Origin of the sequence: Colwellia chukchiensis, assembly GCF_002104455.1 — a bacterium.
Classification (GTDB): Bacteria; Pseudomonadota; Gammaproteobacteria; order Enterobacterales; family Alteromonadaceae; genus Cognaticolwellia; species Cognaticolwellia chukchiensis.
Window position 1 is genome coordinate 73117 of sequence record NZ_NBOC01000012.1, and the last position, 26896, is coordinate 100012.

The 26896-nt window shown below is 42.7% G+C and carries 23 protein-coding genes; 14 read left to right on the forward strand and 9 right to left on the reverse strand.

From position 1 onward, the window contains the following. Window position 1: 1 nt before the first annotated feature. Window positions 2-223, reverse strand: a complete 222-nt coding sequence (locus B6K83_RS13170; RefSeq protein WP_085285394.1) for a DUF2788 domain-containing protein — start codon at window positions 221-223, stop codon at window positions 2-4. Window positions 224-352: 129 nt separating this feature from the next. Continuing rightward, window positions 353-1123 carry an alpha/beta fold hydrolase gene (locus B6K83_RS13175; protein ID WP_085285395.1) on the reverse strand — a complete coding sequence of 257 codons (771 nt, stop codon included), beginning with the start codon at window positions 1121-1123 and terminating at the stop codon, window positions 353-355. A 252-nt stretch (window positions 1124-1375) separates the two neighbouring features. Here B6K83_RS13175 and seqA point away from each other — a divergent pair, with 252 nt between their 5' ends. Together seqA and pgm are read left to right on the forward strand one after the other, a co-directional pair. Beyond that, window positions 1376-1942 (forward strand): replication initiation negative regulator SeqA, encoded by a 567-nt coding sequence (gene seqA, locus B6K83_RS13180; protein WP_085285396.1) that lies wholly within the window; start codon window positions 1376-1378, stop codon window positions 1940-1942. Window positions 1943-2008: 66 nt separating this feature from the next. After that, window positions 2009-3655 carry a phosphoglucomutase (alpha-D-glucose-1,6-bisphosphate-dependent) gene (pgm, locus tag B6K83_RS13185; RefSeq protein WP_085285397.1) on the forward strand — a complete coding sequence of 549 codons (1647 nt, stop codon included), beginning with the start codon at window positions 2009-2011 and terminating at the stop codon, window positions 3653-3655. A 140-nt stretch (window positions 3656-3795) separates the two neighbouring features. Here the strand turns inward: pgm and B6K83_RS13190 are convergent, their stop codons facing one another. The 3 genes from B6K83_RS13190 to ahpC all read right to left on the reverse strand — a co-directional run bounded on the left by B6K83_RS13190 (window position 3796) and on the right by ahpC (window position 7611). Continuing rightward, a complete protein-coding gene (locus tag B6K83_RS13190; RefSeq protein WP_085285398.1) occupies window positions 3796-5244 on the reverse strand; it encodes a catalase in 1449 nt (482 codons plus the stop codon). A gap of 105 nt (window positions 5245-5349) precedes the next feature. After that, entirely contained in the window at window positions 5350-6915 is a 1566-nt protein-coding gene (gene ahpF, locus B6K83_RS13195; RefSeq protein WP_085285399.1) for an alkyl hydroperoxide reductase subunit F, read from the reverse strand. A gap of 132 nt (window positions 6916-7047) precedes the next feature. Next, window positions 7048-7611 (reverse strand): alkyl hydroperoxide reductase subunit C, encoded by a 564-nt coding sequence (gene ahpC, locus B6K83_RS13200; protein WP_198951691.1) that lies wholly within the window; start codon window positions 7609-7611, stop codon window positions 7048-7050. Between the two features lie 289 nt (window positions 7612-7900). Between ahpC and B6K83_RS13205 the strand changes: the two genes are divergently transcribed. From B6K83_RS13205 to B6K83_RS13245, 9 genes are all read left to right on the forward strand, one after another. Beyond that, window positions 7901-8806, forward strand: coding sequence for a hydrogen peroxide-inducible genes activator (locus B6K83_RS13205; protein WP_085285401.1), 906 nt, complete (start codon window positions 7901-7903; stop codon window positions 8804-8806). A gap of 39 nt (window positions 8807-8845) precedes the next feature. After that, window positions 8846-9349, forward strand: coding sequence for a regulatory protein RecX (locus B6K83_RS13210; protein WP_085285402.1), 504 nt, complete (start codon window positions 8846-8848; stop codon window positions 9347-9349). A 25-nt stretch (window positions 9350-9374) separates the two neighbouring features. Beyond that, window positions 9375-9569, forward strand: coding sequence for a hypothetical protein (locus tag B6K83_RS13215; RefSeq protein WP_092251442.1), 195 nt, complete (start codon window positions 9375-9377; stop codon window positions 9567-9569). A gap of 292 nt (window positions 9570-9861) precedes the next feature. After that, a complete protein-coding gene (gene astE, locus B6K83_RS13220) occupies window positions 9862-10971 on the forward strand; it encodes a succinylglutamate desuccinylase (RefSeq protein WP_269844018.1) in 1110 nt (369 codons plus the stop codon). Between the two features lie 356 nt (window positions 10972-11327). Further along, window positions 11328-12512, forward strand: coding sequence for a thiamine pyrophosphate-dependent dehydrogenase E1 component subunit alpha (locus B6K83_RS13225; protein WP_085285404.1), 1185 nt, complete (start codon window positions 11328-11330; stop codon window positions 12510-12512). Beyond that, complete coding sequence (locus tag B6K83_RS13230) at window positions 12512-13489, forward strand: alpha-ketoacid dehydrogenase subunit beta (RefSeq protein WP_085285405.1); 978 nt, start codon at window positions 12512-12514, stop codon at window positions 13487-13489. Before B6K83_RS13225 ends, B6K83_RS13230 begins: the two co-directional genes overlap by 1 nt. A gap of 10 nt (window positions 13490-13499) precedes the next feature. Then, a complete protein-coding gene (locus B6K83_RS13235; RefSeq protein WP_085285406.1) occupies window positions 13500-15089 on the forward strand; it encodes a dihydrolipoyllysine-residue acetyltransferase in 1590 nt (529 codons plus the stop codon). Between the two features lie 126 nt (window positions 15090-15215). Continuing rightward, window positions 15216-17063: a serine/threonine protein kinase gene (locus tag B6K83_RS13240; protein WP_085285407.1), complete on the forward strand. Its 1848-nt coding sequence runs from the start codon at window positions 15216-15218 to the stop codon at window positions 17061-17063. Continuing rightward, the gene (locus B6K83_RS13245; protein ID WP_085285408.1) at window positions 17050-17439 is read left to right on the forward strand and encodes a VOC family protein; all 390 of its coding nucleotides are present in this window, start codon (window positions 17050-17052) and stop codon (window positions 17437-17439) included. Before B6K83_RS13240 ends, B6K83_RS13245 begins: the two co-directional genes overlap by 14 nt. A 13-nt stretch (window positions 17440-17452) precedes the next feature. Here B6K83_RS13245 and B6K83_RS13250 read toward each other — a convergent pair whose 3' ends face one another. The 4 genes from B6K83_RS13250 to cmoA all read right to left on the reverse strand — a co-directional run bounded on the left by B6K83_RS13250 (window position 17453) and on the right by cmoA (window position 21274). Continuing rightward, window positions 17453-17884: a bacteriohemerythrin gene (locus B6K83_RS13250; RefSeq protein ID WP_085285409.1), complete on the reverse strand. Its 432-nt coding sequence runs from the start codon at window positions 17882-17884 to the stop codon at window positions 17453-17455. Window positions 17885-17980: 96 nt separating this feature from the next. Beyond that, window positions 17981-19327: an anti-phage deoxyguanosine triphosphatase gene (locus B6K83_RS13255; RefSeq protein WP_085285410.1), complete on the reverse strand. Its 1347-nt coding sequence runs from the start codon at window positions 19325-19327 to the stop codon at window positions 17981-17983. A 242-nt stretch (window positions 19328-19569) separates the two neighbouring features. Then, on the reverse strand, window positions 19570-20535 hold the full coding sequence (gene cmoB, locus B6K83_RS13260) for a tRNA 5-methoxyuridine(34)/uridine 5-oxyacetic acid(34) synthase CmoB (protein WP_085285411.1): 966 nt from the start codon (window positions 20533-20535) through the stop codon (window positions 19570-19572). 4 nt (window positions 20536-20539) lie between these two features. Further along, on the reverse strand, window positions 20540-21274 hold the full coding sequence (gene cmoA / locus B6K83_RS13265; protein ID WP_085285412.1) for a carboxy-S-adenosyl-L-methionine synthase CmoA: 735 nt from the start codon (window positions 21272-21274) through the stop codon (window positions 20540-20542). 157 nt (window positions 21275-21431) lie between these two features. Between cmoA and B6K83_RS13270 the strand changes: the two genes are divergently transcribed. The 3 genes from B6K83_RS13270 (at window position 21432) to ruvC (ending at window position 26886) form a co-directional block, all read left to right on the forward strand. Then, window positions 21432-24263 carry a transporter substrate-binding domain-containing protein gene (locus tag B6K83_RS13270; protein WP_085285413.1) on the forward strand — a complete coding sequence of 944 codons (2832 nt, stop codon included), beginning with the start codon at window positions 21432-21434 and terminating at the stop codon, window positions 24261-24263. 178 nt (window positions 24264-24441) lie between these two features. Next, a complete protein-coding gene (aspS, locus tag B6K83_RS13275; RefSeq protein ID WP_085285414.1) occupies window positions 24442-26217 on the forward strand; it encodes an aspartate--tRNA ligase in 1776 nt (591 codons plus the stop codon). Window positions 26218-26355: 138 nt separating this feature from the next. Continuing rightward, the gene (gene ruvC / locus B6K83_RS13280) at window positions 26356-26886 is read left to right on the forward strand and encodes a crossover junction endodeoxyribonuclease RuvC (RefSeq protein ID WP_085285429.1); all 531 of its coding nucleotides are present in this window, start codon (window positions 26356-26358) and stop codon (window positions 26884-26886) included. The last annotated feature ends 10 nt before the right edge of the window (window positions 26887-26896 follow it).

Here is a 26896-nt window from a genome sequence, read left to right on the forward strand (position 1 = left end):
CTTAACCAACACCTTGGCTTTCCCAAACATACTGAATAATGCCTTTTGCAATAAAGCCAGCACACCCTAAAAACAGTACAAAATAAACAACAAAACGACCCATTTTGGGGACATCGTTTTTTTTCATCACATCATTGATTGACAAACCAATGAAAACAAAGATAAAAGCAAAAAATAAATTCAGCCCTATGGCTTCAATTAATTCAAAGTGTTCTGCTAACATAATTCACCCTAAAATTTTCACGGCGCACTATAGCATATCACTGCTTTTAAACACATTAATTTTCTTATGCAGAATTGCTAAGATTATACAAATTTTGCCTCGACATGCTTAGAGCCAGATCAAGCTTAGTTACCGCGCTGTCAAAAAGTTAATAATGCTGCGATTAAACGCTTGAGTTTTTTCCGCGTGCAGCCAGTGTCCCGCTCCTTGAATAATACGGGCACGACTATTGGGAAATAAGCGCACAATGTTGCTTCTGTGTTCGGGTAAAATATAGTCAGAGTTTGCACCTTTAATAAATAAGGTTGTGCCTAGGTATTGGTTGTCGCCTTGATAAGCTTGCATGATATTGGCGTAGTTTTTTTCAATATAGTCTATATTGCATTTAAAACTGAAGTTGCCGTTTTCATTCGTTAAGTTACCTAATAAAAACTGTCGAACACTGAGACTATCAACATAGTGTGCCAGTTGTTTGTCGGCATCTTGGCGACGTTTCATAGTACTAAAATTAAGCGCTTGTAAGCCGGCAATAATTTTGTTGTGATGCGCAGGGTATTGCACGGGAGCAATATCAGCAACAATTAGCTTTTGTACTTTTTCTGGGCAGTTTAGCGCTAACTCCATGGCGATTTTACCGCCCATAGAATGACCCAGTACCACGGCACTCTCTATTGCTAGATGTTGCATAAGCTCAACGATATCTTGCGCCATGGTGGTATAATCCATCACGCTATCATGAAACGAGTCACCATGGTTGCGAACGTCAACACTGGTGACACGATACTGTTCGGCCAATGCTTTGGCCACCATATTAAGGTTTTCTAAGCGGCCAAATAAGCCGTGGATTAAGATAATATCTTTACCTTGTCCGAGTTGTTGGTAGTTAAGTAGCTTTGTCATATTTTGCTCATTTGCGCTGCGCAGATATTAATTGCCAAGATTAGGTGTAAATTGTGCGGGTTTTAAGTTTGGCATGCAATGCTCTATAGCATTAATTTTGGCGCATTAAGGGTTTACGCTAATGGGCATTGTGCGATGTGAGTACTTAACAATTAAAAAATTTTTCAGGCATTTGTCAATCCACTATAGAGACTTGCAATTAACGTAAGTATAATCTTGCCGCGATCTATAATAATTTCCTTAGGGTCATCAATGAAAAACATCGAAATAGATGAAGAGCTTTATCAGTATATTGCTTCCAATACACAGTATATTGGCGAAAGTGCTTCGTCGATACTACGTCGGCTAATTAACTTACCCAATGACAACCGCACTGAAGTTGCTGCAGAGGCTGAAACGGTTGTGAGCCAAGAAGCATTTGCCAGTCAAGAAACAACGCAACAGCCAGAGCGGGCCATCGAAACAGCAACTTTTGCTAGCACTGGTTCGGTATTTAACTATATTAATCGCGAAGAACTAGCGATGCAGCGTGGTGCCGTTGGTCGGTTTTTACTTATTTTAGCGGCACTGTACCGTGTCCATAACCAACAATTTGCTGCTGTTTGTGAGATACGTGGTCGTGACCGTTTATATTTTGCCGCCAGCGAAGAAGCATTAGCGGCCAGTGGTAGTAGCACTAAACCTAGACAAATTCCTGACAGCCCATATTGGGTGATCACAAACTCTAACACCACACGCAAAAAGATGATGCTGACCGAAGTCGGTCGCACCTTAGGTTATAACGAACAAGATATCGAAAAAATTAGAGACCTACTCTAGCAGTTTTTTTGCAAAGGGTTTTGGCAGGGGTTAAGGCACAAGCCTTAGAATAAATAAGGAATTTTAATGACAATTCATCACCATGCTGGCAAGCCAGCACGACCAGAAGATAGAATTAATGTTGCGCGATTGGTCTGTGACTATTACTTACAAACGCCAGATATAACAATTGCTGAGCAGCAAGTCAGTTTTGGTACCTCAGGTCATCGTGGCAATGCCAGTAAAGTTAGCTTTAATCAGCAGCATATTGAAGCCATTTGTCAGGCGGTCGCTGAGTATCGACAAGCACAAGGCTTAAAAGGTCCCTTATTTTTAGGTAAAGACACCCATGCGCTTTCTGAGCCCGCATTTGCAACGGCAATTTCGGTGTTAATTGCAAATAAAGTACCGGTTGTTGTGCAAAGCGATGATGGCTTTACGCCCACACCGGTAATTTCACGCTTGATCATAGTGCATAATAAAAGCCATGCTGAGCAAGCCGATGGTTTGATCATTACACCGTCGCATAATCCACCCAGTGACGGCGGTATTAAATATAACCCTCCCCATGGTGGGCCTGCCGAGGGCGAGATCACTGGCCTCATTGAACAAAGAGCTAATCAAATAATCGCCAATCACCTAACTGAGGTGCAGCGCCTTGATTATCACCAAGCCCTTACGTCACCCTTGTTAACGCGTCAAGACTTTATCAGCTTTTATGTTGAGCAGTTAAGCCAAGTTATAGATATGCAAGCAATTGCCAAAGCGGGTGTCCATATCGGGGTTGACCCACTTGGTGGCTCAGGCATAGCTTATTGGCCAGTCATTGCGAAAAAATATGGCTTAAAGCTAGATGTGGTTAACCCTGTGGTTGATGCCAGTTTTGCTTTTATGCCGTTAGATAAAGACGGTAAAATTCGCATGGATTGCTCATCACCTTACGCCATGGCGGGATTAATCGCGTTAAAAGATACCTTTGATGTCGCCGTTGGCAATGATCCTGACTTTGATCGCCATGGTATTGTTACTAAATCTGGCGGCTTGATGAACCCTAACCATTATTTAGCCGTGGCTATCCACTATTTAATGACCCACAGAAACTGGCCCGCAAGCAGTAAAATTGGCAAAACTTTAGTTTCAAGCTCATTGATTGACCGCGTTGCCCATTTGCTCGATCGCCCGTTGTCGGAAGTGCCGGTCGGCTTTAAGTGGTTTGTCGACGGTTTACAAGATGGCAGTTACGCCTTTGGTGGTGAAGAAAGTGCCGGCGCCTCATTTATCGCTCGTGATGGCAGTTGTTGGACCACAGATAAAGACGGTTTTATCATGACCTTGTTAGCGGCAGAAATGCTGGCGGTAACGGGTAAAGACCCTTACCAGCTATATCTCGATTTAGCGCAACAACTTGGTCAGCCAAGTTACGGCCGCGTAGAAGCTGTTGCTAATCTCAAGCAAAAGCAAGTATTAAGCGCGTTAACCCCAGACGCTATTAGCACTGAGACTTTGGCAGGGGAAAAAATCATTCAAGTATTATCCCATGCCCCTGGTAATAATGCCGCCATTGGCGGTATTAAAGTGTGTACGAAAAACGGCTGGTTTGCCGCGCGGCCCTCAGGCACAGAAGATATTTATAAAATATATGCGGAAAGCTTTATTGATGATGCGCACCTAAAATTAATTATTAGCGAAGCAGAGCAACTGGTCAGCGGCGCATTTAGCGCGGCAGGTTTGTAATGTAAAGCATTTTTAACCAGCAGTACCACTTAAATAAAAAACCAGATGAGAGATCATCTGGTTTTTTCATTTTGCTAATTCCGCGATACCTTTTAAGTTAATCAGCTTAAGCTATTCATAGGCCTGTCAAGGCAAATGAATTAGGTATATTCACTGGTCGATATGTTGAGCAGTTTTGCGATACCTTGCGCATAAGCCGGGTCGGCTTGATGACAATGTGTTAAATGACGCAGCTGAATGGCTTTTGGCACACCCGCTAAATCATTGGCGGTATTTTCAAATAATAGCGTTTGTTTTTCAGCACTCATTAAGCGAAACAGTGCCCCAGGCTGAGAGTAATAATCTTCATCTTCTCGATGATCCCAATGATCGGCATCACCGTCTAATGCTAATGGCGGCTCTGCAAACTCGGCTTGCTCGGCCCACTGGGCTTGGTCATTAGGCTCATAACCGAGCGTACTACCAAAATTACCGTCCACACGCATCGCGCCATCTCTATGGTAACTATGGGCAGGGCAGCGTGGCGCATTCACGGGAATATGCTGGTGGTTAACCCCTAAGCGGTAACGTTGGGCATCACCATAAGAAAATAACCGTCCCTGTAGCATTTTATCAGGTGAAAATCCGATACCTGGTACCACGTTCGCTGGGTTAAATGCTGCTTGCTCTACTTCAGCAAAATAGTTTTCTGGGTTGCGGTTTAGTTCAAATTCGCCGACTTCAATTAACGGGTAGTCTTTATGTGGCCACACTTTAGTTAAATCAAATGGGTTGTAGGCTAGCGTTGCGGCATCGGCCTCAGGCATCACTTGCACTTTTAAGGTCCATTTTGGAAAGTCACCATTATCTATGCTGGTTAATAAATCCTGTTGGTGGCTTTCGCGATCGCGACCAATTAAGGCTTCAGCTTCACTATTACTTAAGTTTTTTATGCCCTGTTGGCAGATAAAATGAAATTTGACCCAGAAACGTTGATTATCATGATTGATAAAACTAAAGGTATGGCTACCAAAACCATGCATATGACGATAACTGGCCGGAATACCACGATCGCTCATCACAATCGTAATTTGGTGTAAGGCTTCGGGCAATGAGGTCCAAAAGTCCCAATTGTTTTTGCCACTGCGTAGATTGGTGCGTGGGTCGCGTTTTACCGCGTGATTTAAGTCAGGAAATTTCAACGGATCACGCAAAAAGAAAACTGGGGTGTTATTACCCACTAAATCCCAATTACCTTGCTCGGTATAAAATTTAACGGCAAAGCCACGAATATCGCGCTCGGCATCGGCAGCGCCGCGTTCACCTGCAACGGTGGAAAAGCGCACGAAAATTTCAGTTTTTTTGCCGATTTCAGCAAATAGTTTTGCCTTGGTGTACTGGCTAATATCATGAGTAACAGTAAAGGTGCCGTAGGCAGCCGAGCCTTTTGCATGCATGCGGCGCTCAGGAATAACTTCGCGGTCAAAATGTGCCAGCTTTTCTAAAAACCAAACATCTTGTAACAACTGCGGGCCGCGTTTACCTGCAGTGGCCACGTTTTGATTGTGCGCTACCGGGCAGCCTGCCGCCGTGGTTAATTTTTTAGGCATATGAAAGTCCTTCTATGTCAGTTTTTTAAGTTGTGCTGCAATTTTCAATAAATGAAAGCTGAACTATTAAGCGTAGCCTAGTTAGTTCAGCTTGCTAACTTATCACTAACTTGTTGCCAATAAATGATCAAAGGCGGCGAGCGAAGCTTTAGCACCTTCCCCCATGGCGATGACAATTTGCTTGTAAGGTACGGTTGTAACATCGCCAGCGGCAAATATGCCGGTGGCTGAGGTTCGACATTTTTCATCAATAATTACTTCGCCGTGCTGCGTAACAGCCACTTGCTCAGGTAAAAATTGACTGTTAGGTACTAAGCCTATTTGCACAAACACCCCTGATAACGACTGGCGTTTAACTTCACCTGTTACTCTATCTTCGTATCTAAGCGCTACCACTTTGCCATTGTCGGCGATAATTTCTTTAGTGGCGGCATTTTTAATAATGGTTATTTTTTCGTGTGCTTGGGCTTTGTCGATCAATACCTGATCGGCTTTTAGCTCAGGTAAAAATTCAAATACCGTGACATGGTTAACCATGCCAGCTAAATCAAGTGCAGCTTCAATACCTGAGTTGCCACCGCCAACTACGGCAACGTCTTTGCCTTTAAAGAAAGGTCCATCACAATGCGGACAATAAGCGACACCTGCGCCCACGTTTTCTTTTTCACCGGGGATGCCAAGCTCTCGCCATTTTGCGCCGGTGGCAACAATCACGGTTTTTGACTTGATAAGTTCGCCGTTTGATAACTGCAATTGTTTGGCTGCTACACTATTGTCAGCACTGGTTGCTATGTTTTCAACTCGGACAAATTCTCGTTTGTTGATCGGGTAGTCGTTTAAATGGCCGAGTAAATTACTGGTTAACGCTGTGCCTGTGGTTTTGCTCACTGAAATTAAGTTTTCAATGCCAACGGTATCTTTTACTTGACCACCAATGCGATCGGCAATCATGGTGACTTTTAAACCTTTACGCGCCGCATAAATGGCAGCAGCAACGCCCGCTGGACCACCACCAATCACAGTCACGTCTTGTTGTGGTAGTTGCTCAGTTTCGTCGGCTTTGGCAATTTCAGGATAGCGTGCAATTAACTTGTCAACCAGTTGTGCGGTATCGATTTTACCATTGGCAAAGCGCTCACCGTTAACATAAACACTGGGCACACCTTGGATATTGCGTTGTTCGATGAGCTCAGGAAATAGCGCGCCATCGATCATTTCGCTAGAAATATGCTCGTTTAGTAAGGCAAATTGATTCAGTGCTTGCACAACATCAGGACAGTTGTGACAACTTAACGACACAAACACTTCGAAATGTAATGGTTGGTTAATTTTTTGCACCATAGTTTGTAAGCTTTTATCAAGCTTTAGTTCAGTACCTGCAGCGTTTAATATCGCCAGAATTAACGAGTTAAATTCATGGCCACTGGGTATACCAGAGAAGTGAACACCAGTATTTTTCCCAGCCACTTCTAAGTAAAAGCTGATTGGGCTGGCTAAATTTTCGTTACGCTCTATGAGGCGTAAATTATCGGATACTGACGACAATTGTTGTAAAAAACCGACTAACTCAGCGCGCTTGTCATGTTCGCCGGTTTGTAAAACTAGCGTAACTTGCGTGGTCATTTGTTGAGTGTAGGTTGCTAATGTTTTTAAAATATCTTGGCTTAACATGGAGTCACCTTAATGCAATATGGAGGAGTTTGAATATGTGTCACTTGCGTCAGTGTTCAAAGCGGCCTTAAAGACGGGGCAAGCCCCGTCTAACGCTATACGCTTGTGCTTGCTTTTAGCGCAAGCTGGCGTTTAGATTTTGCCGACTAGGTCTAAACTTGGGGTTAATGTCGCTTCACCTTGTTCCCATGCCGCTGGACATACTTCGCCGTCGTTTTCGCGGACATATTGCGCCGCTTTTACGTTACGCACCATGTCTTTGGCACTGCGACCTATACCACCAGCGTGGATCTGGGCAACTTGAATCACGCCATCAGGATCTACTAAGAAAGTTGCACGGTGCGCCATGTGATCTTCTTCTATCATGACGTCAAAACCGCGGGTAATTTTACCCGTTTGGTCGCCAATCATAGGAAACTGTATTTTGCCAATTGCCTCAGAAGAGTCGTGCCATGCTTTGTGTGAAAAGTGGGTATCGGTTGATACTGCATAAACTTCAACACCTAGCTGTTGTAGCTCTTGATAGTGATTCGCCATATCTTCTAATTCGGTTGGGCAAACAAAGGTAAAGTCTGCAGGGTAAAATAAAAAGATTGACCATTTATTTTTTACGCTGTCACTGCTAACGTCGATAAACTCACCATTGTGGAATGCTTGCGCGTTAAATTCAGGGATTAATTTGCCTATTTGAGCCATGATGTTTTCCTTATTTTGTTATTTATATAAAGCAGGGCAATCATTGATTTATTCTGCTTTGCTTGGTTTTAAAAGCGTGTTTGCTTTCGATGTAGGTATAATAGGGGTAAGCGTTGTATTAATAAATTTGATTAACTTGAAGATTATGTTCTAATAAACTGAACCATGATGCGGCGAGATGCAATTTGTCAAACGGTGCTAACAATATTGGCGTTTGTTGCTAGCTGTGAATCACGGCTTTTCAGGTTATTGGCGAAAAAGTCACGACAGAAATACGGGAAAATGCGCGATGATCTCTTTAAAACAATTACATTATGCCTTGGCAGTGCAGAAAACCTTACACTTTAAAAAGGCGGCTCAAGCTTGTCATATTTCACAGTCAGCATTAAGTACCGCCATTAGTGAACTTGAGCAGCAACTCGATTGCACAATATTTGAGCGTAACAATAAGCAAGTGTTAGTGACCGAGCAGGGCGCTTTGATCTTAGCAAAAGCGAAAAACGTCAAGCTAGCCGTTGATGAATTGCAGCAAGTGGCACAGCTGCATAAACAAGTGTTTAGCAGCGCCATGACCTTAGGGGTTATACCCACCATAGGACCTTATTTACTGCCGAAAGTACTGCCGGCGGTGAGAGAGCAATACCCTAACTTCAAACTAAAAATTGTTGAAGCGCAATCGCAAGCGCTAGTTGAGCAAGTCAGAAGTGGAGAAATTGACGCTGCCATTTTAGCCTTACCCTATCCTCTAGATGGCTTAATGCACTTTGATTTTTGGCAAGAAGACTTTTATTTGGTTTGTCATAAAGATGTATGTCCAAATATTAGCGATAACATCAGTAGTGAAGACGTCGCCATTACCGACTTAATGCTATTAAAAGACGGTCATTGTTTAAAAGATCATGCCTTAGGTGCCTGTAAGTTGCAGCAACAGCAGTCGGTATCAGACTTTGACTCGACAAGTTTACATACCCTGATCCAAATGGTTGCCGGTAGAATGGGCACCACGTTTGTGCCGCATATGGCTTTAGATCAACTGTTGCATAATGAATCTGAGCTCAGAGCCATTCACTTGAATGAACCTGGCCCACACCGAACGATTGCTATCATCATCAGACCCAACTACGTTAGAGCACAAGAGATCACACTGTTAATTGATATGTTTCGCCAACAATTACAAGCCACTTATACTGAGTAAATAACGCCAAGCGCTAGCACAATAGGAACGACACTAGTTATGTATCAAAAAAAATCAGCCCCGAAAGCTGAAGATATTTCTTATCAGCGGGTTAAGTCTTATATGCTGTGGCTAATTGAACGTTATGGTGATTACTCGGCAAAAAAGTTGCAGCAAAAAGCAGACTTTTTGTTTAAAGCAGATCGGCAATATAACGAGTCAGCACTTGCTTATCTAATTGAACGCGGCATAGTAAACGATTTGCGTTACGCAAAGCGCTTAACCGAAAGCTTGGCGGAAAAAAATATTGGTGTTAATAAAATCAAAGAAAAACTATACAGTAAAGGTTTTTGTCGGCAAACCATCGCAGCGTGCGTTGGCGCTTTGCCTACTACAGAACAAGATTATTTTGATAAGGCATTAACGCTAAAAGTAAAAAAATTTGGCGCAGAGCCCATCAGTGATATTAAGTTGCAGCAAAAAGCCTTACGACACCTTATTAGCAAAGGTTTTTCTTATGGTATCGCCAAACAAGTGATAAGTCATGTAAGTGAACCCTATTAGCGACCGACTTAAATAAGGAGTAACCGTGGAATACCTTTTTATGTTTACTTTTACCGTGATTATTGCCGTCACCGTAGGGGCAATTTTAGCCGCGATTGTTGCATTATTTAGTAACAAAAATAAAAAACACTATTTTCAACGCACCTTTTGCTACAGCAGTATAGCGGTAGCCATGCTGTTAATACTGCGGATATTAATATCGACTTTTATCGGTAATTAGTTCGCGACATTAGCAAAAAGCAAAAAATAGTCTATTCAAACAGAGCTTAGTCAGCAGCGCTTAAAAGGTGAACTGCGCGGTTACGATATTATAGCGCTATCGACTAGGGGGGGAACGTCAATTTAACAAAAAAGAATCACGGCATAGGCAAGGACGTTGGCGTTGAAATCTTGTATAATAGCGCGCAATAAATTAAGCAAGGCCGTGCGCACGCTATGCGCGCCGCCGCGTGTAACAAGTGTCGATGATAATAATTAATTGTCATGACCGATAATATAATAGGTGAAACTGCGTGAATGACATAGCCAACTCAAGCACATCTTTAGCCACGACTTTACAACAAAGTGCGGACTTTTTAGCCATGACCCGAGCACATGAATGGTCGCTGCCTAGTGGCGGTTTTAGCTTTGAAGTTAGCCACCAAGAGAGCAACACCAGTAGCAAGGTTAGGGTACTAGATACCGGATTAATTACCTTTGAGCCAATCAACCGTGCCACCAGTAAAGATATTATTTTATCGAGTGCAGTGCATGGTAATGAAACCGCGCCCATTGAAATTTGCAATGACATTATTGCCCAGCTTATTCGCGGTGAATTAATGTTAGCGGAGCGGGTGTTATTTATCTTTGGTAACCCAGCAGCGATGAATATTGCGCAGCGTTTTGTTGAAGAAAACATGAATCGATTGTTTTCTGGTGGTCATTCGCAAGACCAAGGTCAGGGGGCGGGCTTAATCAATAAAGAGCGTCACCGCGCATTATTGTTAGAAAATACCGTGCGCGATTTCTACTTAGCCGGAGCTAAGCTGTCCAGTGCCAATGGCCAAGAGCGTCAGCGTTGTCATTATGATTTGCATACCGCAATTCGTGGCTCGAAATGTGATAAATTTGCGGTTTATCCGTTTTTACATGGCGCGCCGCGTAAAAAAAGCCAACTGCAGTTTTTAAACGCTTGTGGTGTTAATACTATTTTATTGTCTCATTCTCCGACCACTACCTTTAGCTATTTTTCCTCCAATGAGTTTGGTGCCGATGCTTTTACCGTTGAACTAGGCAAAGTACGTGCCTTTGGTGAAAATGATATGAGCCAGTTTGTACAGGTTAGAGAAACCCTAACGCGGTTAGTTTCTGGCCAAGATCTAGGCTTAGTCCCGTATCAAGAACAAGACTTTAATTTGTATGAAATATCACAAGTGATTGATCGCCATCATGAAGAGTTTTCACTTACTTTTGCTGATGATGTTGAAAACTTTACTGACTTTCCCAAAGGCCATGTCTTGGCAATAGATGGCGATATTGAAGTAAAAACTCAGCAAGATGGCGAAGCCATTATATTCCCTAATGCCAATGTGGCTATTGGTCAGCGCGCCTTACTGACGGTAGTGCCAACACGCTTAAGCTAGTGGTTTTTGTGTCTTTGCTCACATCTGTAGCTTAGTGCCGGTTAAATGCTTTAACTTAAGCAAAAATAAAGCGGCAAACCGCGGCTAATTAAATCAAGAATTAAGTGCCTTAACAGCGAGCAAAACTGTAAAGATTTATGCTCGTTGTTGCGCCTTTATCAACACTAACTTTTCGCATTTAACTTGTTTTTCAGTTAACGTAAAGGTAAAGTGCCTGCGATTATTACAAGCAAAAATTCATTACAACGACATAAATATTCACCTTATGCTGAAAACTTCTATACTCACATGAGTGAAATGAGCATAGCGAATCATGTCACCTTGCATGCCAAGGTTAATAAAAAAGAGAAAAGGTTATGAACACTGACGTATATAGCGAAAGCCCGGTTGTACATCAACCCGCTTTTATTGATGGTCATTCAGTTGAAATTCCAATCCTTAAGATATTGAAACAAGATGGCAGCATTTATGACAATGCGGTGCTGCCAGAAATAGATCAAGAATTAGCGACAAAAACCTATAAAACGCTCGCTTTTCACCGCGTTTTAGATGAGCGTATGGTGGCGGCACAGCGTCAAGGGCGCATCAGTTTTTATATGGCAGCGCTTGGTGAAGAAGCTGCTAGTGTAGGTGGAGCGGCAGGTTTAAAAGATCAAGACATGATCATGGCGCAATACCGAGAACAAGGAGCGCTAATGTTTCGAGGCTTTAGTCTTGAAAACTTTATGAACCAAATGTTCAGTAATGAAAAAGATTTAGGTAAAGGTCGTCAAATGCCTATTCACTATGGCAGTAACGCATTAAATTATATGACGATTTCATCACCGCTCGGTACGCAAATACCACAAGCGGCAGGCTATGCTTATGGTCAAAAGTTACAAGGCTTAGATGCAGTAACGATTTGTTATTTTGGTGAAGGTGCAGCCTCAGAAGGTGACTTTCATGCAGGGCTAAATATGGCCGCTGTGCATCAAGCGCCGGTAATTTTCTTCTGTCGAAATAACGGCTATGCCATTTCAACACCATCCGATGAGCAATATGTGGGTAACGGCATTGCACCTCGTGGTGTTGGTTATGGCATAAAAACACTGCGTATTGATGGTAATGATATTCTTGCCGTGATATCTGCGGTGCAAGTGGCACGCGAATACGCGATTAAAGAAGGCAAGCCGGTGTTAATTGAAGCTATGTCTTATCGTTTAGGCGCACACTCAACATCTGATGACCCATCTGGTTATCGAACGCGTGAAGAAGAAGCAAAGTGGCAAGAACATGATCCGATTTTGCGCATGAAAAACTGGATGCTAGCTCAAGGTTGGTGGGATGAAACGCAAGAATCTGCGTTACTTGAGAAGCTGCGCGAAGACGTTTTAGCGGCGGTAAAAGTGGCAGAAAAAGTTGCCAAGCCGCCGGTTGAAGACCTAATAACCGATGTTTATGACCAAGCGCCACCGCTGCTGCAACGTCAATTTAACGATCTTAAAGAACATATTAAAAAATATCCCGACGCTTACCCGTTTACCGCAGGGAGAATTAAGTAATGGCGAAAATAAATTTATTGCAAGCGATTAATAGTGCGCTTGATACCGTGATGGCAGAAGACGACAGTGCGGTTTGTTTTGGTGAAGATGTTGGACATTTTGGTGGTGTATTTCGCGCCACCAGTGGCCTACAAGAAAAATATGGCAAGAGCCGCTGCTTTAATACGCCGCTAGTGGAGCAGGGTATTATTGGTTTTGCCAATGGCCTAGCTGCGCAAGGCAGTACTGCCATTGCAGAAATTCAATTTGCTGATTATATATTTCCGGCTTTTGATCAAATCGTCAATGAGTCGGCTAAGTTTCGTTACCGCAGTGGTAATGAGTTTAATGTTGGTAAACTGACCATTCGTACGCCTTATGGTGGCGGTATTGCCGGTGGCTTATATCATAGCCAATCACCTGAAGCATATTTTGCCCATACCCCAGGCCTAAAAATAGTAGTACCTCGCAATCCGTACCAAGCTAAAGGCTTATTGTTAGCATCAATTCGTGATGATAACCCAGTCATATTTTTTGAGCCTAAGCGACTTTATCGCGCCTCTGTAGGTGAAGTGCCAGATGAAGACTATCAGTTACCTTTAGGTAAGGCAGATGTAGTGCAACAAGGTAGTGATATAACTGTGCTTGCTTGGGGCGCTCAAGTTGAAATCGTAGAAAAAGCGGTGGAGCTTGCGGAAAAAGATGGTATTTCTTGTGAAGTCATTGATTTAAGAACCATTTTACCTTGGGATGTGGAAACGGTTGCCAACTCAGTAGTTAAAACTGGACGCTTTGTTATTAGTCAAGAAGCGCCATTAACAGCCGGTTTTGCCAGTGAAATTGCGGCAACCATACAGCAAGAATGCTTTCTGCATTTAGAAGCTCCGATTGCTCGCGTTTGTGGCATGGATACGCCGTATCCGTTAGCGCTTGAAAAAGAATATGCTGCGGATCATTTGAAGATCTATGAAGCAATTAAAAACAGTATGACTTACTAGGATTTAGAGCATGAGCATTGATTTTATATTACCAGATATTGGTGAAGGCATTGTTGAGTGTGAGCTAGTAGAGTGGCTAGTGGCAGAAGGTGATGTTATTGAAGAAGATCAGCCTGTTGCTGATGTAATGACAGATAAAGCATTAGTACAAATACCGGCTATGCATTCAGGGGTAGTTGATAAACTGTATTATGCCAAAGGTGAAATTGCTAAGGTGCATCAACCGCTCTTTGCCATGACCCCAACCGACAACGCCGCGCCGGCAACATCGCAAAGTAGCGAAGCCGTGGTAACGGAGTCGGTGTCGTCGCAAGCACCTGAGGCGAGCGCCAACGGACAAGTTGAAGACTTTATTTTACCCGATATAGGTGAAGGGATTGTTGAGTGTGAATTAGTCGAATGGCTAGTTGCTGAAGGTGATTTAATTGAAGAAGATCAGCCTATTGCCGATGTTATGACTGACAAAGCACTAGTGCAAATACCAGCTATGCACCAAGGTAAAGTGGTTAAGCTATATTATGCCAAAGGCGATATTGCGAAAGTACACGAACCCTTGTTCGCTATCGAAATTGCAGGTAGCGCGGCCGCGCCGACAGCGGCGTCAACGGCAAGCACAAACCAACCAGTGGTTGCTAAAAAACTTGAACAGCCTAAAGAACTTAACGTAAAAGTCGCCACTACAGCACAAGCTGCCACTGAGGTAGTGAATGAAAAAGCCATTGCTAGCCCAGCAGTGCGACGAGTCGCCCGCGAGTTAGATATTAATATTCATCAAGTGCCGGGTAGCGGTAAAAAAGGTCGGGTTTATAAAGAAGATGTTTTAGCATTTAAAAACGCGCCAACAGCGACCGAAAGTCAAACCAGCGCTTCAGCGACAGCACCAGCAATTACAGGTGGTACTCGCGTTGAGCCAATTCGAGGCGTAAAAGCAGCCATGGCGAAAGCTATGGTAAATTCAGTATCGACCATTCCTCACTTTACCTATTGTGAAGAAATCGACATGACTAATTTGATCAAATTGCGCGGCGAGCTAAAAGCTGTGTATGCCAAGCAAGATATTAAGTTGACTATGATGCCATTTTTCATGAAAGCGATGTCGTTAGCACTGAAAGAATTTCCGCTAGTGAATAGTCAAGCGAATGAAGATTGTACGGAATTAACTTACTTTGACGATCATAATATTGGTATGGCGGTTGACTCAAAAGTGGGCCTATTAGTGCCAAATGTTAAGCAAGTGCAAACTAAGTCTATTTTAGACTTGGCCGCAGATATTATCCGTTTAACCAATGATGCCCGCTCAGGTCGAGTACCAGCAGCGGACTTAAAAGGCGGTACTATTACCATTTCAAACATTGGTGCTATTGGTGGTACTGTGGCAACACCTATCATCAACAAACCTGAGTCTGCTATTGTTGCCTTAGGAAAGTTACAAACATTACCCCGCTTTAATGACAACGGCGAAGTGGAAGCGCGTTCCATTATGCAAGTGAGTTGGTCTGGCGATCATCGTATTATTGATGGCGGCACCATAGCGCGTTTTTGTAACCTGTGGAAGTTTTTCCTTGAAGAGCCAAGTAATATGCTAGTGCATATGGCGTAAGCACTATTGAGTTAAACATTGTTTAAAAGCCTGCATTTGCAGGCTTTTTTATGCGCTACGCGCAATCAGGCATATCAATTTCGCTCAATTTCAATGATAATTTATGCATGTGATTAAGGAGAGCTAATGCCAGAAAGAAAGCTGCAACATTTTTATATCGCTGAAGAACAGTCGGTTTATTTACTGAATCATGAAGATGCCACAAAATTAAAACAGTGGGTTGAGCTATGCCAACAGCAATTAACCTTGTTGGGCTACCAAAATATTAGCTTAATCGGCAAAGGGGCTTATGGTTTTGTTTTTGCGGGTGAAGATGAACAAAAACAGCCGCATGTCTTTAAGTTTTCTCGGCTAGATTTACCCTTACATGTGCAAGATCGCTTAGCTGATGAAGCGGAGTTACAAAAACAACTAACGCATAGTCGTATTCCTCAAGTTTATGGATATTATAAAATTAAACGCCAATCAATCGTGCATATGCAACGTGCGCCGGGCATTGACTTAGAGCAGCTTTCCTTTCAAATGGGGCCTTTACCCGCTGAGTTGGTGGTGAAAATAGCGATTCAGCTAACTGAAATCTTGCGGTATTTGCGCGATAGCAAACAACATCAAAAAGCGCGACCCTATGTTCATGGCGATATCAAACCGTCAAATATCGTTTTTAATCCAGAAAACGAAAAAGTCTATTTAATTGATTGGGGCTCGGCGGTGATCGCTCAACTCGATGTTGATGGTCAAACCACCGCCAATAATATTATGGATTTAATGAGTAGCGACTTGCAAAACAGTAATGCGAGGCTAGGTGATGTTTATTTTATTGGTCCAGAGCAAATAAGTGGAGCAATGTCGTCGCCACGCTTTGATGAACAAGGGTTAGCAGCAACGTTATATGCGTTAGCGTCGGGTCAATCTTGTCGCTACGGCAGTAAAGTGATCACGCCCGCATCTTTGGGGTTACCGCGGCTATTGGCGGATATTTTAACTGGCATGCTCAATGGTGATCGAGCGACACGCCATAAGGCCGGAGATTACCTATTTAAACATTTAGCACTATTGAAAAATACCGTACTGGCAAAGCCGCCGTTGGCGCGTGACATTACGCCACTCATTCCAGTGTGGAGTAAAAACTATCAAAAAGATCTCGATACCGTCGTCTATGGCTCGCGGAAATCATTTCTGCGTGAATCATCTGCGCAAGATCAGCTCGATGATATCGACGACGTACAATTAGAGAAATATTTTAAAAACTTTCTCATGGGTATGGGGGATACCGAAAAAGCTTTTATTGCCGCGGTTGGGCGCTTGGCTAACTTTCCGGTTGTGGGAGGCTTGGCGGTACGCTGGGAAAAAGATGGTGTGTATATTGATTCAAACTTATCCTTATTTGACCCAAAATTAAAAACCTCATTTCAAAGCGCGGTCAATAATATGGTGCGCCTTGCGCAAGGCATCTATCGGGTGGGGGTGTTTAAAAGTTGTTTATTTGATGCGCGAGATACATTACACGTTGAGCGCGATAATGAAAATGAACCGTTTCAGGCATTGCCGGGACAAGCTTTAGATTTCGATGTCAGTGAGGTAGCGGTAACTGATGATATTACCAGGCTACACTCCTATTTTGAAGATGGTAAAGACCCAGACGAATATTTATATTTACCCGATGAAATAATGGCAGTGCTAGCGCGTTTAAATCAGATCCATCATACCGGTTGTATTATTTTTGAAGTGTTACCAAAACACCTTAAAATTCACAGTTACTTAATGTTATTAAATCACGATAAACGCGTTGAATTTAAACAATGTCTTACTGAAATATTGCAGTTGCTGCCCAGTATTACTGGTATTGGCATTTCTGGCTTTATGAAGCTACCTTACAAAGACACACGCTTTTTTGAACATATAAATTGCTTGCCAGAAAGTTACTACCCGAAAAACCCAAAACAAAATCAGGAGCAGGAAAATGACAGACAATAAAATAGGAACTATGGCATGGCTTGATTTATCAGTGCCTAACGCTAACGCTAACGCAGTCAAGTCATTCTATCAAGCGGTGATAGGTTGGCAAAGTGAAGGTGTTGCCATGGGGGAATATGAAGATTACGTGATGTTAGCACCTGACAGTGAGGACGCTGTCGCTGGCGTTTGTCATGCACAAGGCGTTAATAAAGACTTACCTCCAGCATGGCTGCCGTATTTTTTGGTGGCCGATATTAATGCTTCTATTGCTTCGGTGCGAGCCAAAGGTGGTGATTTAGTTACCGATATTAAGTCTATGGGCGGAGATAAATATGCGGTTATTAAAGATCCTGCGGGCGCAGTTTGCGCTATTTATCAAAAAGACGCGCAATAGCATGACCATAAATTTATGGTTTTTCTTGTTGCTGTAAATATTTTTTATCCTCAATTTGAATATGATGCAACAGCCAGTCGGTTAAGAAATAAAGTAGCTCCATTGCAGAGCTGCTTTCTGTAGAGTCTTTTAATTGTGTATTTTTCGCGTTGATGCGAGTTGCGATGTTTTCCAGCTCTTCCATAAAGTGCTTGTGTTGTAATTGATGTAATAGGCAGTCGTTTTTATTAAGCTTATAAAAGTAGGCTTCTTCAGCCTCAAAATGATATTTAGTATAAGCAATTAGCTTAGCAAATAGTGAGGGTATTATGGCTTGTTCTTGCTGATTATCAATGGCCCAAGCCAATTGGTTGATATAATCCACTAAGACTTTATGCTGGCGATCAATCGTATCGACACCAACCTCATAAGCTTTGTCCCAAGCTATTAGGTATGCTTTTGTCATACTGTGTTTAACTCTCCAATGTTAGCCAATGTTAGCCAATGTTAGCCAAGGTTAACGCCATTGATAACAATCAGCTGACGCTATTGACCATAGCATTTATTGCTCATATTTGCCAAATCCACTTTGCCCTAGCGGTAAGAATAAGGTTTGGTAAAGTTTAGTGGCGTACTCGTCTGTCATGCCAGCAACATAGTCGGCAATAATTCTATGGTGGTTAAGCTTATGCGCTTTTGCGTGTTGCCAGCGAGCCACGGTATTTTTGGGTAATAATCGCTCGGGATCTGAGCATAAAGCTTGAAATAACTCCATCACGATCTGTTGTCCGCGGTACTCAACCTGTTGTATTGAGGTTTGTTTGATGACGTAATGAAAGACAAAATCTTTAAATATTTGCAATGTTTTTGCCGCCTTGGGCGGGTGTACAGCATTAAAGCGTAATAACGGCTCTTGAAAGTGGGTATGATTACTTTGGTTAATATCTACGAGTGTTACCGCAGTGATCAAGTAATTAACCAAACCGCCAATGGCTTCTTTTTGCTGGTAACGCTTGGCACTAAAGAGTTTTTTAGCGAGTGTTTGGCTATATTCGTGTAGCCATTGATCGTCAATGGTGAGAAGCCTATTTACCACTTGCTCGGTAAAGTCTTGTTGATTGACAACGCCGGTTACTATGGCATCTTCTAAATCGTGAATACCATAAGCAATATCATCCGCCAGCTCCATCATTGAACAATCTAGCGATTTATATCGTGTTTTACTGTGGGCGTTGTGATTACTGCTAAATTGCTGAAACAGCGCTTTATCGTCGGCGGATAATGGTGCTAGTACCCAGTCTAGCATGCCAATATCGTCATGGTATAAACCTTTGGGCGGATGCCACTGTGCTGCTGGTAATTGACGAAAGCTTGCCGGTAACTCTGGCAAAGTCGCTTGTTGCAGGCAGTCTAACGTTTGTGGGTATTTGATAAGTCCGAGTAAAGTTCGGCGCGTTAAATTCATACCATAATGTTCACTAAAGGGCTCTAAATGTGAAACAATTCTGAAAGTTTGGCCATTTCCCTCGAAGCCGCCGTGTTCGCGCATCATGAAGTTTAACGCCACTTCACCGCCATGGCCAAATGGTGGGTGGCCAATATCATGTGCTAAACATAGCGATTCAATTAAACTGTCGTCACTGGGCAGCAACTGCTGACTTTGTTCAGGGTACTTGTGACGAATTTGCGCTATGATGCCACTGCCAATTTGTGCCGCCTCTAATGAGTGCGTTAAGCGGGTACGATGAAAGTCGCTTTCACCACTGCCCATTACTTGAGTTTTCGATTGCAGGCGACGAAATGCGGCAGAGTGAAGGATGCGTGCTCGATCTCGTTGAAAAGGGCTACGGTGATCTTGATGCCTTGTTGCAACGTTTGTTAAGCGTCTTGTTAACCACGGACTGTCCATTTTACCTCTAATCTTTATATCGGTTTAATGACCTTGTTGATTTAAAAGTGACTGAATGACTCGTCATTAGCTAGGCAGTTATAGTGATATTGCTACTGCCTCTTAGTTACATTACCGAACTTACTCCGCAAAGTGCAACTTTAATCCGTATTTTTGTTAGCAGTGAAAGAGTTATGCTTGGAAATTTATTCTTGCAGCGCGCGACAAGCTAGATTCATTAGCAGGCTTGTCGCAAGTATTAGCTATTTATTGGCAATAAATATTGCCCGTTTAGGCGCCGGGTAGCCTTCAATGGTTTTATTGGCATCATTTGGGTCTAAAAAGTCTTGTAATGATTCGGTATCTATCCAGTCGGTTTTACGTTGTTCGTCAATGGCGGTAATGTCAGTATTAACGACACGAATATTGTTAAAGCCACAACGAGCAAGCCAAGCACACATAGCATCACAGCTCGGTAAAAACCACACATTACGCATTTTTGCGTAGCGCTCACCCGGCACTAACACCGTATTTTCATCGCCATCAACCACTAAGGTTTCCAAGACAAGTTCGCCGCCGGGCACTAGCTGTGCTTTTAATTGATAAAGAAAATCAATCGGTGAGCGCCGATGATATAACACCCCCATGGCAAATACGCTATCAAAGGCTTTTAACTCAGGTAATTGCTCAACGCCGAGCGGCAGCAAGTTTACCTGTGGATCTTGAATAAAATGTTGAATGGCTTGAAATTGCGTTAAAAACAACTGGGTTGGATCAATGCCAACCACGAATTTAGCGCCCGCACCGCGCATGCGCCATAAGTGATAACCGCTACCACAACCAATGTCGAGTACGTAGCGGTTACTTAAATCACTTATGTGTGGAGTTAAACGATCCCACTTAAAGTCTGAGCGCCACTCAGTATCGATATGTAAGCCATGAATATGGTACGGACCTTTGCGCCAGGGTTTAAACTTTTTCAGTAAGTTTTCAATGCGTTTGTATTCACCGTCATTAATGTCATTGCGCACGCCAGCCCGAACACAAGTATTGATATCTATACTACTAGCGCTTGTTTTTGGCAGTGCCGCTAAAGTTTTTTGCCACTGTGCGAATTCACCGTGTAAATGCTGCTCTCGCCATTGGGTTAACTGTGCAGGTAAGGTATTAAGCCAATGGCTTAACCGGTTAGTGGCAATGTTTTGATAAAAATTGTTAAATGAAGTCATGACGTTATTTAATAGCAATCAGTGAAAAGAAATTAAAGCATTGAAACCAAGGCGCGCTATGGCGAAAACCGGCTTGCTTTAAGCGGCTTAAGTGGGTGTCTAAGGTATCGGTACGCATGACATTTTCTAGTGCGGTGCGTTTTTGCGCTATTTCTAATTCGCTATAGCCATTTGCGCGTTTAAAGTCATGGTGTAAGTCAATCAATAATTCATTGCAGACACTATCACTATCAGCAATTTTTTCTGACAACAGCAGTAGGCCGCCAGGTTTTAAGCCCGCGGCAATATTGTTTAATAACTGCTGACGCTGCTCAGGCTCGATAAACTGTAAGGTGAAATTAAGCACCACCATAGAGGCGTTTTTAATTTCAATATTGAGAATGTTATCTTCGATAATCTCCACAGGGGTGTTGCCCTTAAAAGCACTGACATGCATTTTACAGCGCTCAACCATAGCACTAGAGCTATCAATGCCTATGATTTTGCAATTTTTCGCGGTAATGGCTTTACGCATTGCTAATGTAGCAGCACCGAGTGAACAACCTAGATCATATATTTGGCTATTATCACAAACGTATTGCTGACTTAGTCGACCTATGGTGTCGATAATAGTACTATAACCGGGTACCGAGCGGCTGATCATGTCAGGAAAAACTTCAACGACCTGAGCGTCAAATGCGAAGTCTTTGATTTTACTTTGCTTATTAGAGAATATTAAGTCGGTATCCGATGGTTGCATGATGTCGATTCTATACTAGTGTTAAAGGGATAGATTTGGCTATTTTACCTGATATTTTTATCGATAAACATTGAAAAGCTTAGATTAACTTGATTATCGATGCTTCTAGCATAGATGCCGACAATAATTATAAACATCAGTGGCAGAAATAATAATAATGAAAATTAATTTGTTTATAAAAAACATAATCTTGTTAGTAACGGGGCTGATGCTATTAGCGATGTCTTTGGCGTCAGCCCAAGGTCAAGAGACGCGAAAAAGCTATAAAATTGCTATTAATAAAACTTCCTATCCTTTTCATTTTCTTGATCAGAACAACCATGCCGACGGTATGATGGTTGAACTTTGGCAGCTGTGGGCACAAAAGCAAAATGTTGATGTTGAATTTGTCGCCTTAAATTGGCAACAAACGATAGCGCAAGTGCGATCAGGGCAGTTAGATATTCATGCAGGCTTATCAAAAAATGCAACGAGAGCAACGTTTTTTGACTTTAGCGACGAACTTGTAACACAAAATCAGCATTTGTTTTTACATCGCTCAATCGCACATATACGCAAAATATCGCAGTTAAGCGCTTATACCATTGGTGTTGTTACCGACTCTAGTCATGACATTAGTTTAACGCAGAATTACCCCGAATTAACATTGCGGCGGTTTGCTAATCGACATGCCTTATACCAAGCGGCCTTACAAAAAGAGGTATTAATAATTGCCGGTGGCGAGAAGCTCTCTAAACATTTTGTTGATTATCAGGTATTAAATGACGCCTATCCGATTTATGCCCGAGTTTCTTATGACAAAGGCAGTTATGGTGTTGCGGTAGCCAAAGGTCAAGCTGCATTGCTGGCATTTATCGAACAGGGCATGAAAAAAATATCGGCAGCAGAAAAATCGGAAATTATCCGAAAATGGCTAGGTATTGATAGGGCTGAAAATGTCATCACCATTTCTTACGTTAATCAGCAAATGCCTTTTTCAGGGTCAAGCGCCAATGGCAATGCGCAAGGCTTTTTTGTCGAGCTTTGGCAGCTATGGGCCAGATTTAGTGATGTTAACGTAGAATTTGTGGTGTTAGATGCAAGTCAGCCACAGTCGATCAGCCAAGTTAGCGCCGATATTCATATTAACAGTTTGGTTGCTGATGACAGCCGAGCGGGGCTGAGCGTGGGGTCATTAATTTATCGTCTCGATTATAGTGTCTTTTTGACCAACCAACATGCCGGTATTAGCCACATTTTAGAGTTAGAAAATAGAAATATAGCAGTAGTCGCCACGCCAGGCTTGCTTGATGACCTAACGCGCAGTGGATTAAAAGCAAACCTGGTTTATTTTCAAGATTATCCGTCATTATTTGCGGCACTAAATGAAAAAGAGTTTGATGCGTTTGTTGGTCAACGTGATGTTATTGAATATTATCTGAGTGAGCAAAACCTGCAAGCGAACTTTTTTAGGTTGCCAAGTTATAAGTATCAGCAGCCAATACATGCAATGTTAAACAACAGTAATCCTGCCTTGAGGCAATTAGTAGTTGATGGTTTCGATGAAGTTTCGTTGCAAAGTTTAGTGGGCTTAGAACAAAAGTGGCATTTAGATCAAAGCGCGGGCTACTTTAAACGCCAACTTACGCAATTAAAGCTTACTGAGCAAGAAGCACTCTGGTTAAAAGATCATTCCAAGATCAGGTTTGGCGTGACGAATAATTGGGTACCGGTCGAGTTTGTCGATAAATTTGGAGAGGTTAAGGGCACTAACCCAGATCTATTTAATATACTGGCGCAGCGACTTGATATCGAAATTGAGTATGTTGTTTATAATGACTTTGAAAACTTATACCAAGCACTATTAGCCGGTGATGTTGACGCGATTGGTAGTTTGACGGCAACGCAGGAGCGGAAAAAGCAGGTGTTATTTACCGAGTCTTATTGGAGCATGCCTTGGGTGATTGTGCATCCGCGTGAGCTAGGTAAGCAATTACATTTAGATAGTTTTAACAACAAAACGTTAGCAATAACGAAGGGCTATTACTTTGCTGCCTTGATACGCCAGCAATACCCAGCGATTACCTTATTACTGGTAGAAAATAGCGAAGAAGGCTTGTTAGCCGTTCAAAAAGGGGTGGTTGACGGTTTTATTGATAGCTTATCGTCAGGTACTGAGTTACTAAAAAAAGAAAGTTTAGTGAGTTTGTCAATGTCGATACTTGATGAAATGGACAAAGACAGCAATCATATCGCCGTCAATAAGTCATTGCCCTTGCTAGCTAATATTTTAAACAAAGCCGTACAGACCTTAAGCGATGAAGACAGTCAAAAAGTTTATGAAAAGTGGTTTGCTATTAGTATTGAAACCGGCTTAGACAAAAGCGTCGTGCTGCGTGTGGCGGCGCAAATTGGGGTTTTGATCATCATAGTTATTGTGATCATTATTATTTGGAATCGGCGTTTATATTCTGAGATTAGAAACCGGAAAGCGTTGGAAAAACAAATGCAGTATATGGCGACCCATGATGATCTCACTGGGCTTGCCAATCGAGTGTTGCTAAAAGATCGCTTAAATACAGCAATACCGTTTCATCAACGACAAAACTTGCTGCTAGCGGTGTTGTTTATTGATTTAGATGGGTTTAAAAATATTAATGATAGCCGTGGTCATGATATAGGTGATGAATTACTCATAGAAGTTGCCAAACGTTTAACCAGCAGTGTGCGAAACTCAGATACTGTTGTGCGTTTTGGCGGTGATGAATTTGTTTTATTACTAACTGGCTTGCACCACAAAAATGAGGCGGCCTATGTGGCTGATAAAGTTTTAAAGCTTATTCAGCAGCCCATTGCGCTAGACAACTCACAAGTGGCTATTGGCTGTAGTATTGGTATTGCCATTTACCCCAATGATGGTGATAGTGGCAATGAGCTGTTAAAAGTTGCTGATGCATTAATGTATAAAGTTAAAGCGGCGGGAAAAAACCACTTTATGTTTAATCAATAATATTATTAGCTCAACTTATGGCGTTGATATTATTACAGCAATGACGGGTGACATTAGCCAACATTGCTTTATAATATCGGCAATTTTTTATCAGAGTAAGTTAACGTATTGCCTCGCCAATCATTGTGTTGTAGCGCTAACTTATTGATAGCTTTTTCGAATTTTTCAAGGTAAATACATGCGTAGTCTTTATTGTGGTGAGGTGAATGAATCTCATGTGGGTCAGGAAGTAACACTTTGTGGTTGGGTTAATCGTCGTCGTGATTTAGGGGCGGTTATTTTTTTAGACCTACGCGATCGTGAGGGGGTAGTGCAAGTGGTTTATGACCCCGACTTGCCGGACGTATTAGAAAAAGCCAATACCTTGCGTAATGAGTTTTGTGTGCAGGTTAAAGGTAAGGTTCGTGCTCGTCCTGAAGGTCAGATCAATAAAGATATGGCGACTGGTGCCATTGAAGTTTTAGGCTTAGAGCTGACCATACTGAATAAAGCTGCGCCTTTGCCGTTAGATTCAAACCAAACCAACTCAGAAGAGCAGCGTCTTAAGTATCGTTACTTAGATTTACGACGCCCAGAAATGACCGAGCGTTTACGTTTTCGTGCCAAAGTTACCTCTGCTGTGCGTGCTTCTTTAGAGTCACAAGGCTTTTTAGATATCGAAACGCCAATACTAACAGCGGCAACACCAGAAGGTGCACGAGACTATTTAGTACCAAGTCGTACCCATAAAGGTCAATTTTTTGCGTTACCACAATCGCCACAACTCTTTAAGCAGTTGTTGATGATGTCAGGCATGGAGCGCTACTACCAAATCGTTAAATGCTTCCGTGATGAAGATTTACGCGCCGATCGCCAGCCAGAGTTTACGCAAATCGATATTGAAACCTCATTTATGAGCTCAGATCAGGTGATGGCAGTTACGGAAACGATGATCCGCGAGTTATTCCAACAGCTACTAAATGTAGACCTTGGCGAGTTCCCGCGTATGCCATATTCAGAAGCCATGGCGCGTTTTGGCTCTGATAAACCTGACTTACGCAACCCCTTGGAAATTGTTGATATCGCCGATATTGCAAAAGATGTCGAGTTTAAGGTCTTTTCAGGTCCGGCGAATGATAAGCAAGGTCGAGTTGCTGTCATTTGTGTTCCCGGTGGCGCGGCAAAGTTTTCCCGCAAAGGAATTGATGAGTTAACCAAGTATGTTGGCATTTATGGTGCTAAAGGTATGCCATGGTTAAAAGTTAACGACATAGAAGCTGGCCTTGAAGGCTTGCAATCACCTATTTTAAAATTCTTAAATCAAGACGCGGTTGATGCGCTATTGGCGCGTACTCAAGCCAAAACCGGCGATATTATATTCTTTGGCGCCGACAGCTACAATGTGGTGAGTGAGTCTTTAGGCGCCCTGCGTTTGAAAGTTGGCGAAGATCTTGAATTATTGCAAGGCGACTGGAAACCATTATGGGTAGTTGACTTTCCAATGTTTGAAGAGGTCGATGGCCAAATGCACGCCATTCATCATCCGTTTACCGCACCCACCAATTTAACGGCTGAGCAATTAGCTGCCAACCCTGCAGGGGCACTATCTGACGCTTATGACATGGTGCTTAATGGTTGCGAGCTAGGTGGTGGTTCAGTGCGTATACATGATCAAGCCATGCAAGCCACTGTGTTTCGCATTCTAGGTATTAGCGATCAAGAAGCACAAGAGAAATTTGGCTTCCTTCTCGAAGCGTTACAATATGGTGCGCCACCGCATGCCGGTTTAGCCTTTGGTTTAGACCGTTTGGTGATGTTAATGACAGGGGCAAGCTCAATCCGTGACGTTATGGCATTTCCAAAAACAACCACTGCTGCTTGTCCACTGACCAATGCACCTGGTCAGGCTAACCCAGCCCAACTGTCTGAGTTAGGTATCGCTTGTTTAGCAACAAAAGCAGAGTCACAAGAATAGTAATTACTTAGTTTTGCTATAAAGCCGTTAAGATAAGCAACGCACTACATTAAGCTATTTTGCTTTATTAGTGCGTTTTTTTTCATTAGCATGCATGATAGTGCAACAGCAGTTATAGATGATAAAAGGCACCTTATAGTGAGTATAATTTTAGGCATAGATCCCGGCTCTCGATTAACTGGCTATGGTGTGATTGAACAACATGGGCGGCATTTTACATACCTTGGCAGTGGCTGCATTAAAGCCATTGCCGCTGGCAATGAGTTAGGCGCTAGGCTGCAAACCATCTTTGCCGGCGTTAGTGAGCTTATTCTTCAGTTCCAACCTGATAGGTTCGCAATTGAGCAGGTATTTATGGCAAAAAATCCTGACTCTGCGTTAAAACTAGGGCAAGCGCGTGGCGCTGCCATTGTTGCCGCCACCAATAATGGTTTAAGCATTGCAGAATACTCAGCGCGCCAGATCAAACAAGCGGTGGCCGGGACGGGGGCGGCTGATAAAACTCAAGTTCAGCACATGGTAAAAACAATCTTGAAATTGCCCGCCACGCCGCAAGCCGATGCCGCTGATGCTTTAGCAGTGGCGTTATGTCACGCTCATAGTCAGGACTCAATTAATAAATTGTCCGGTCAGGCGAGCAAAACCGTGCGTAGGCGTTTACGCATTTAGTTGCATTAAC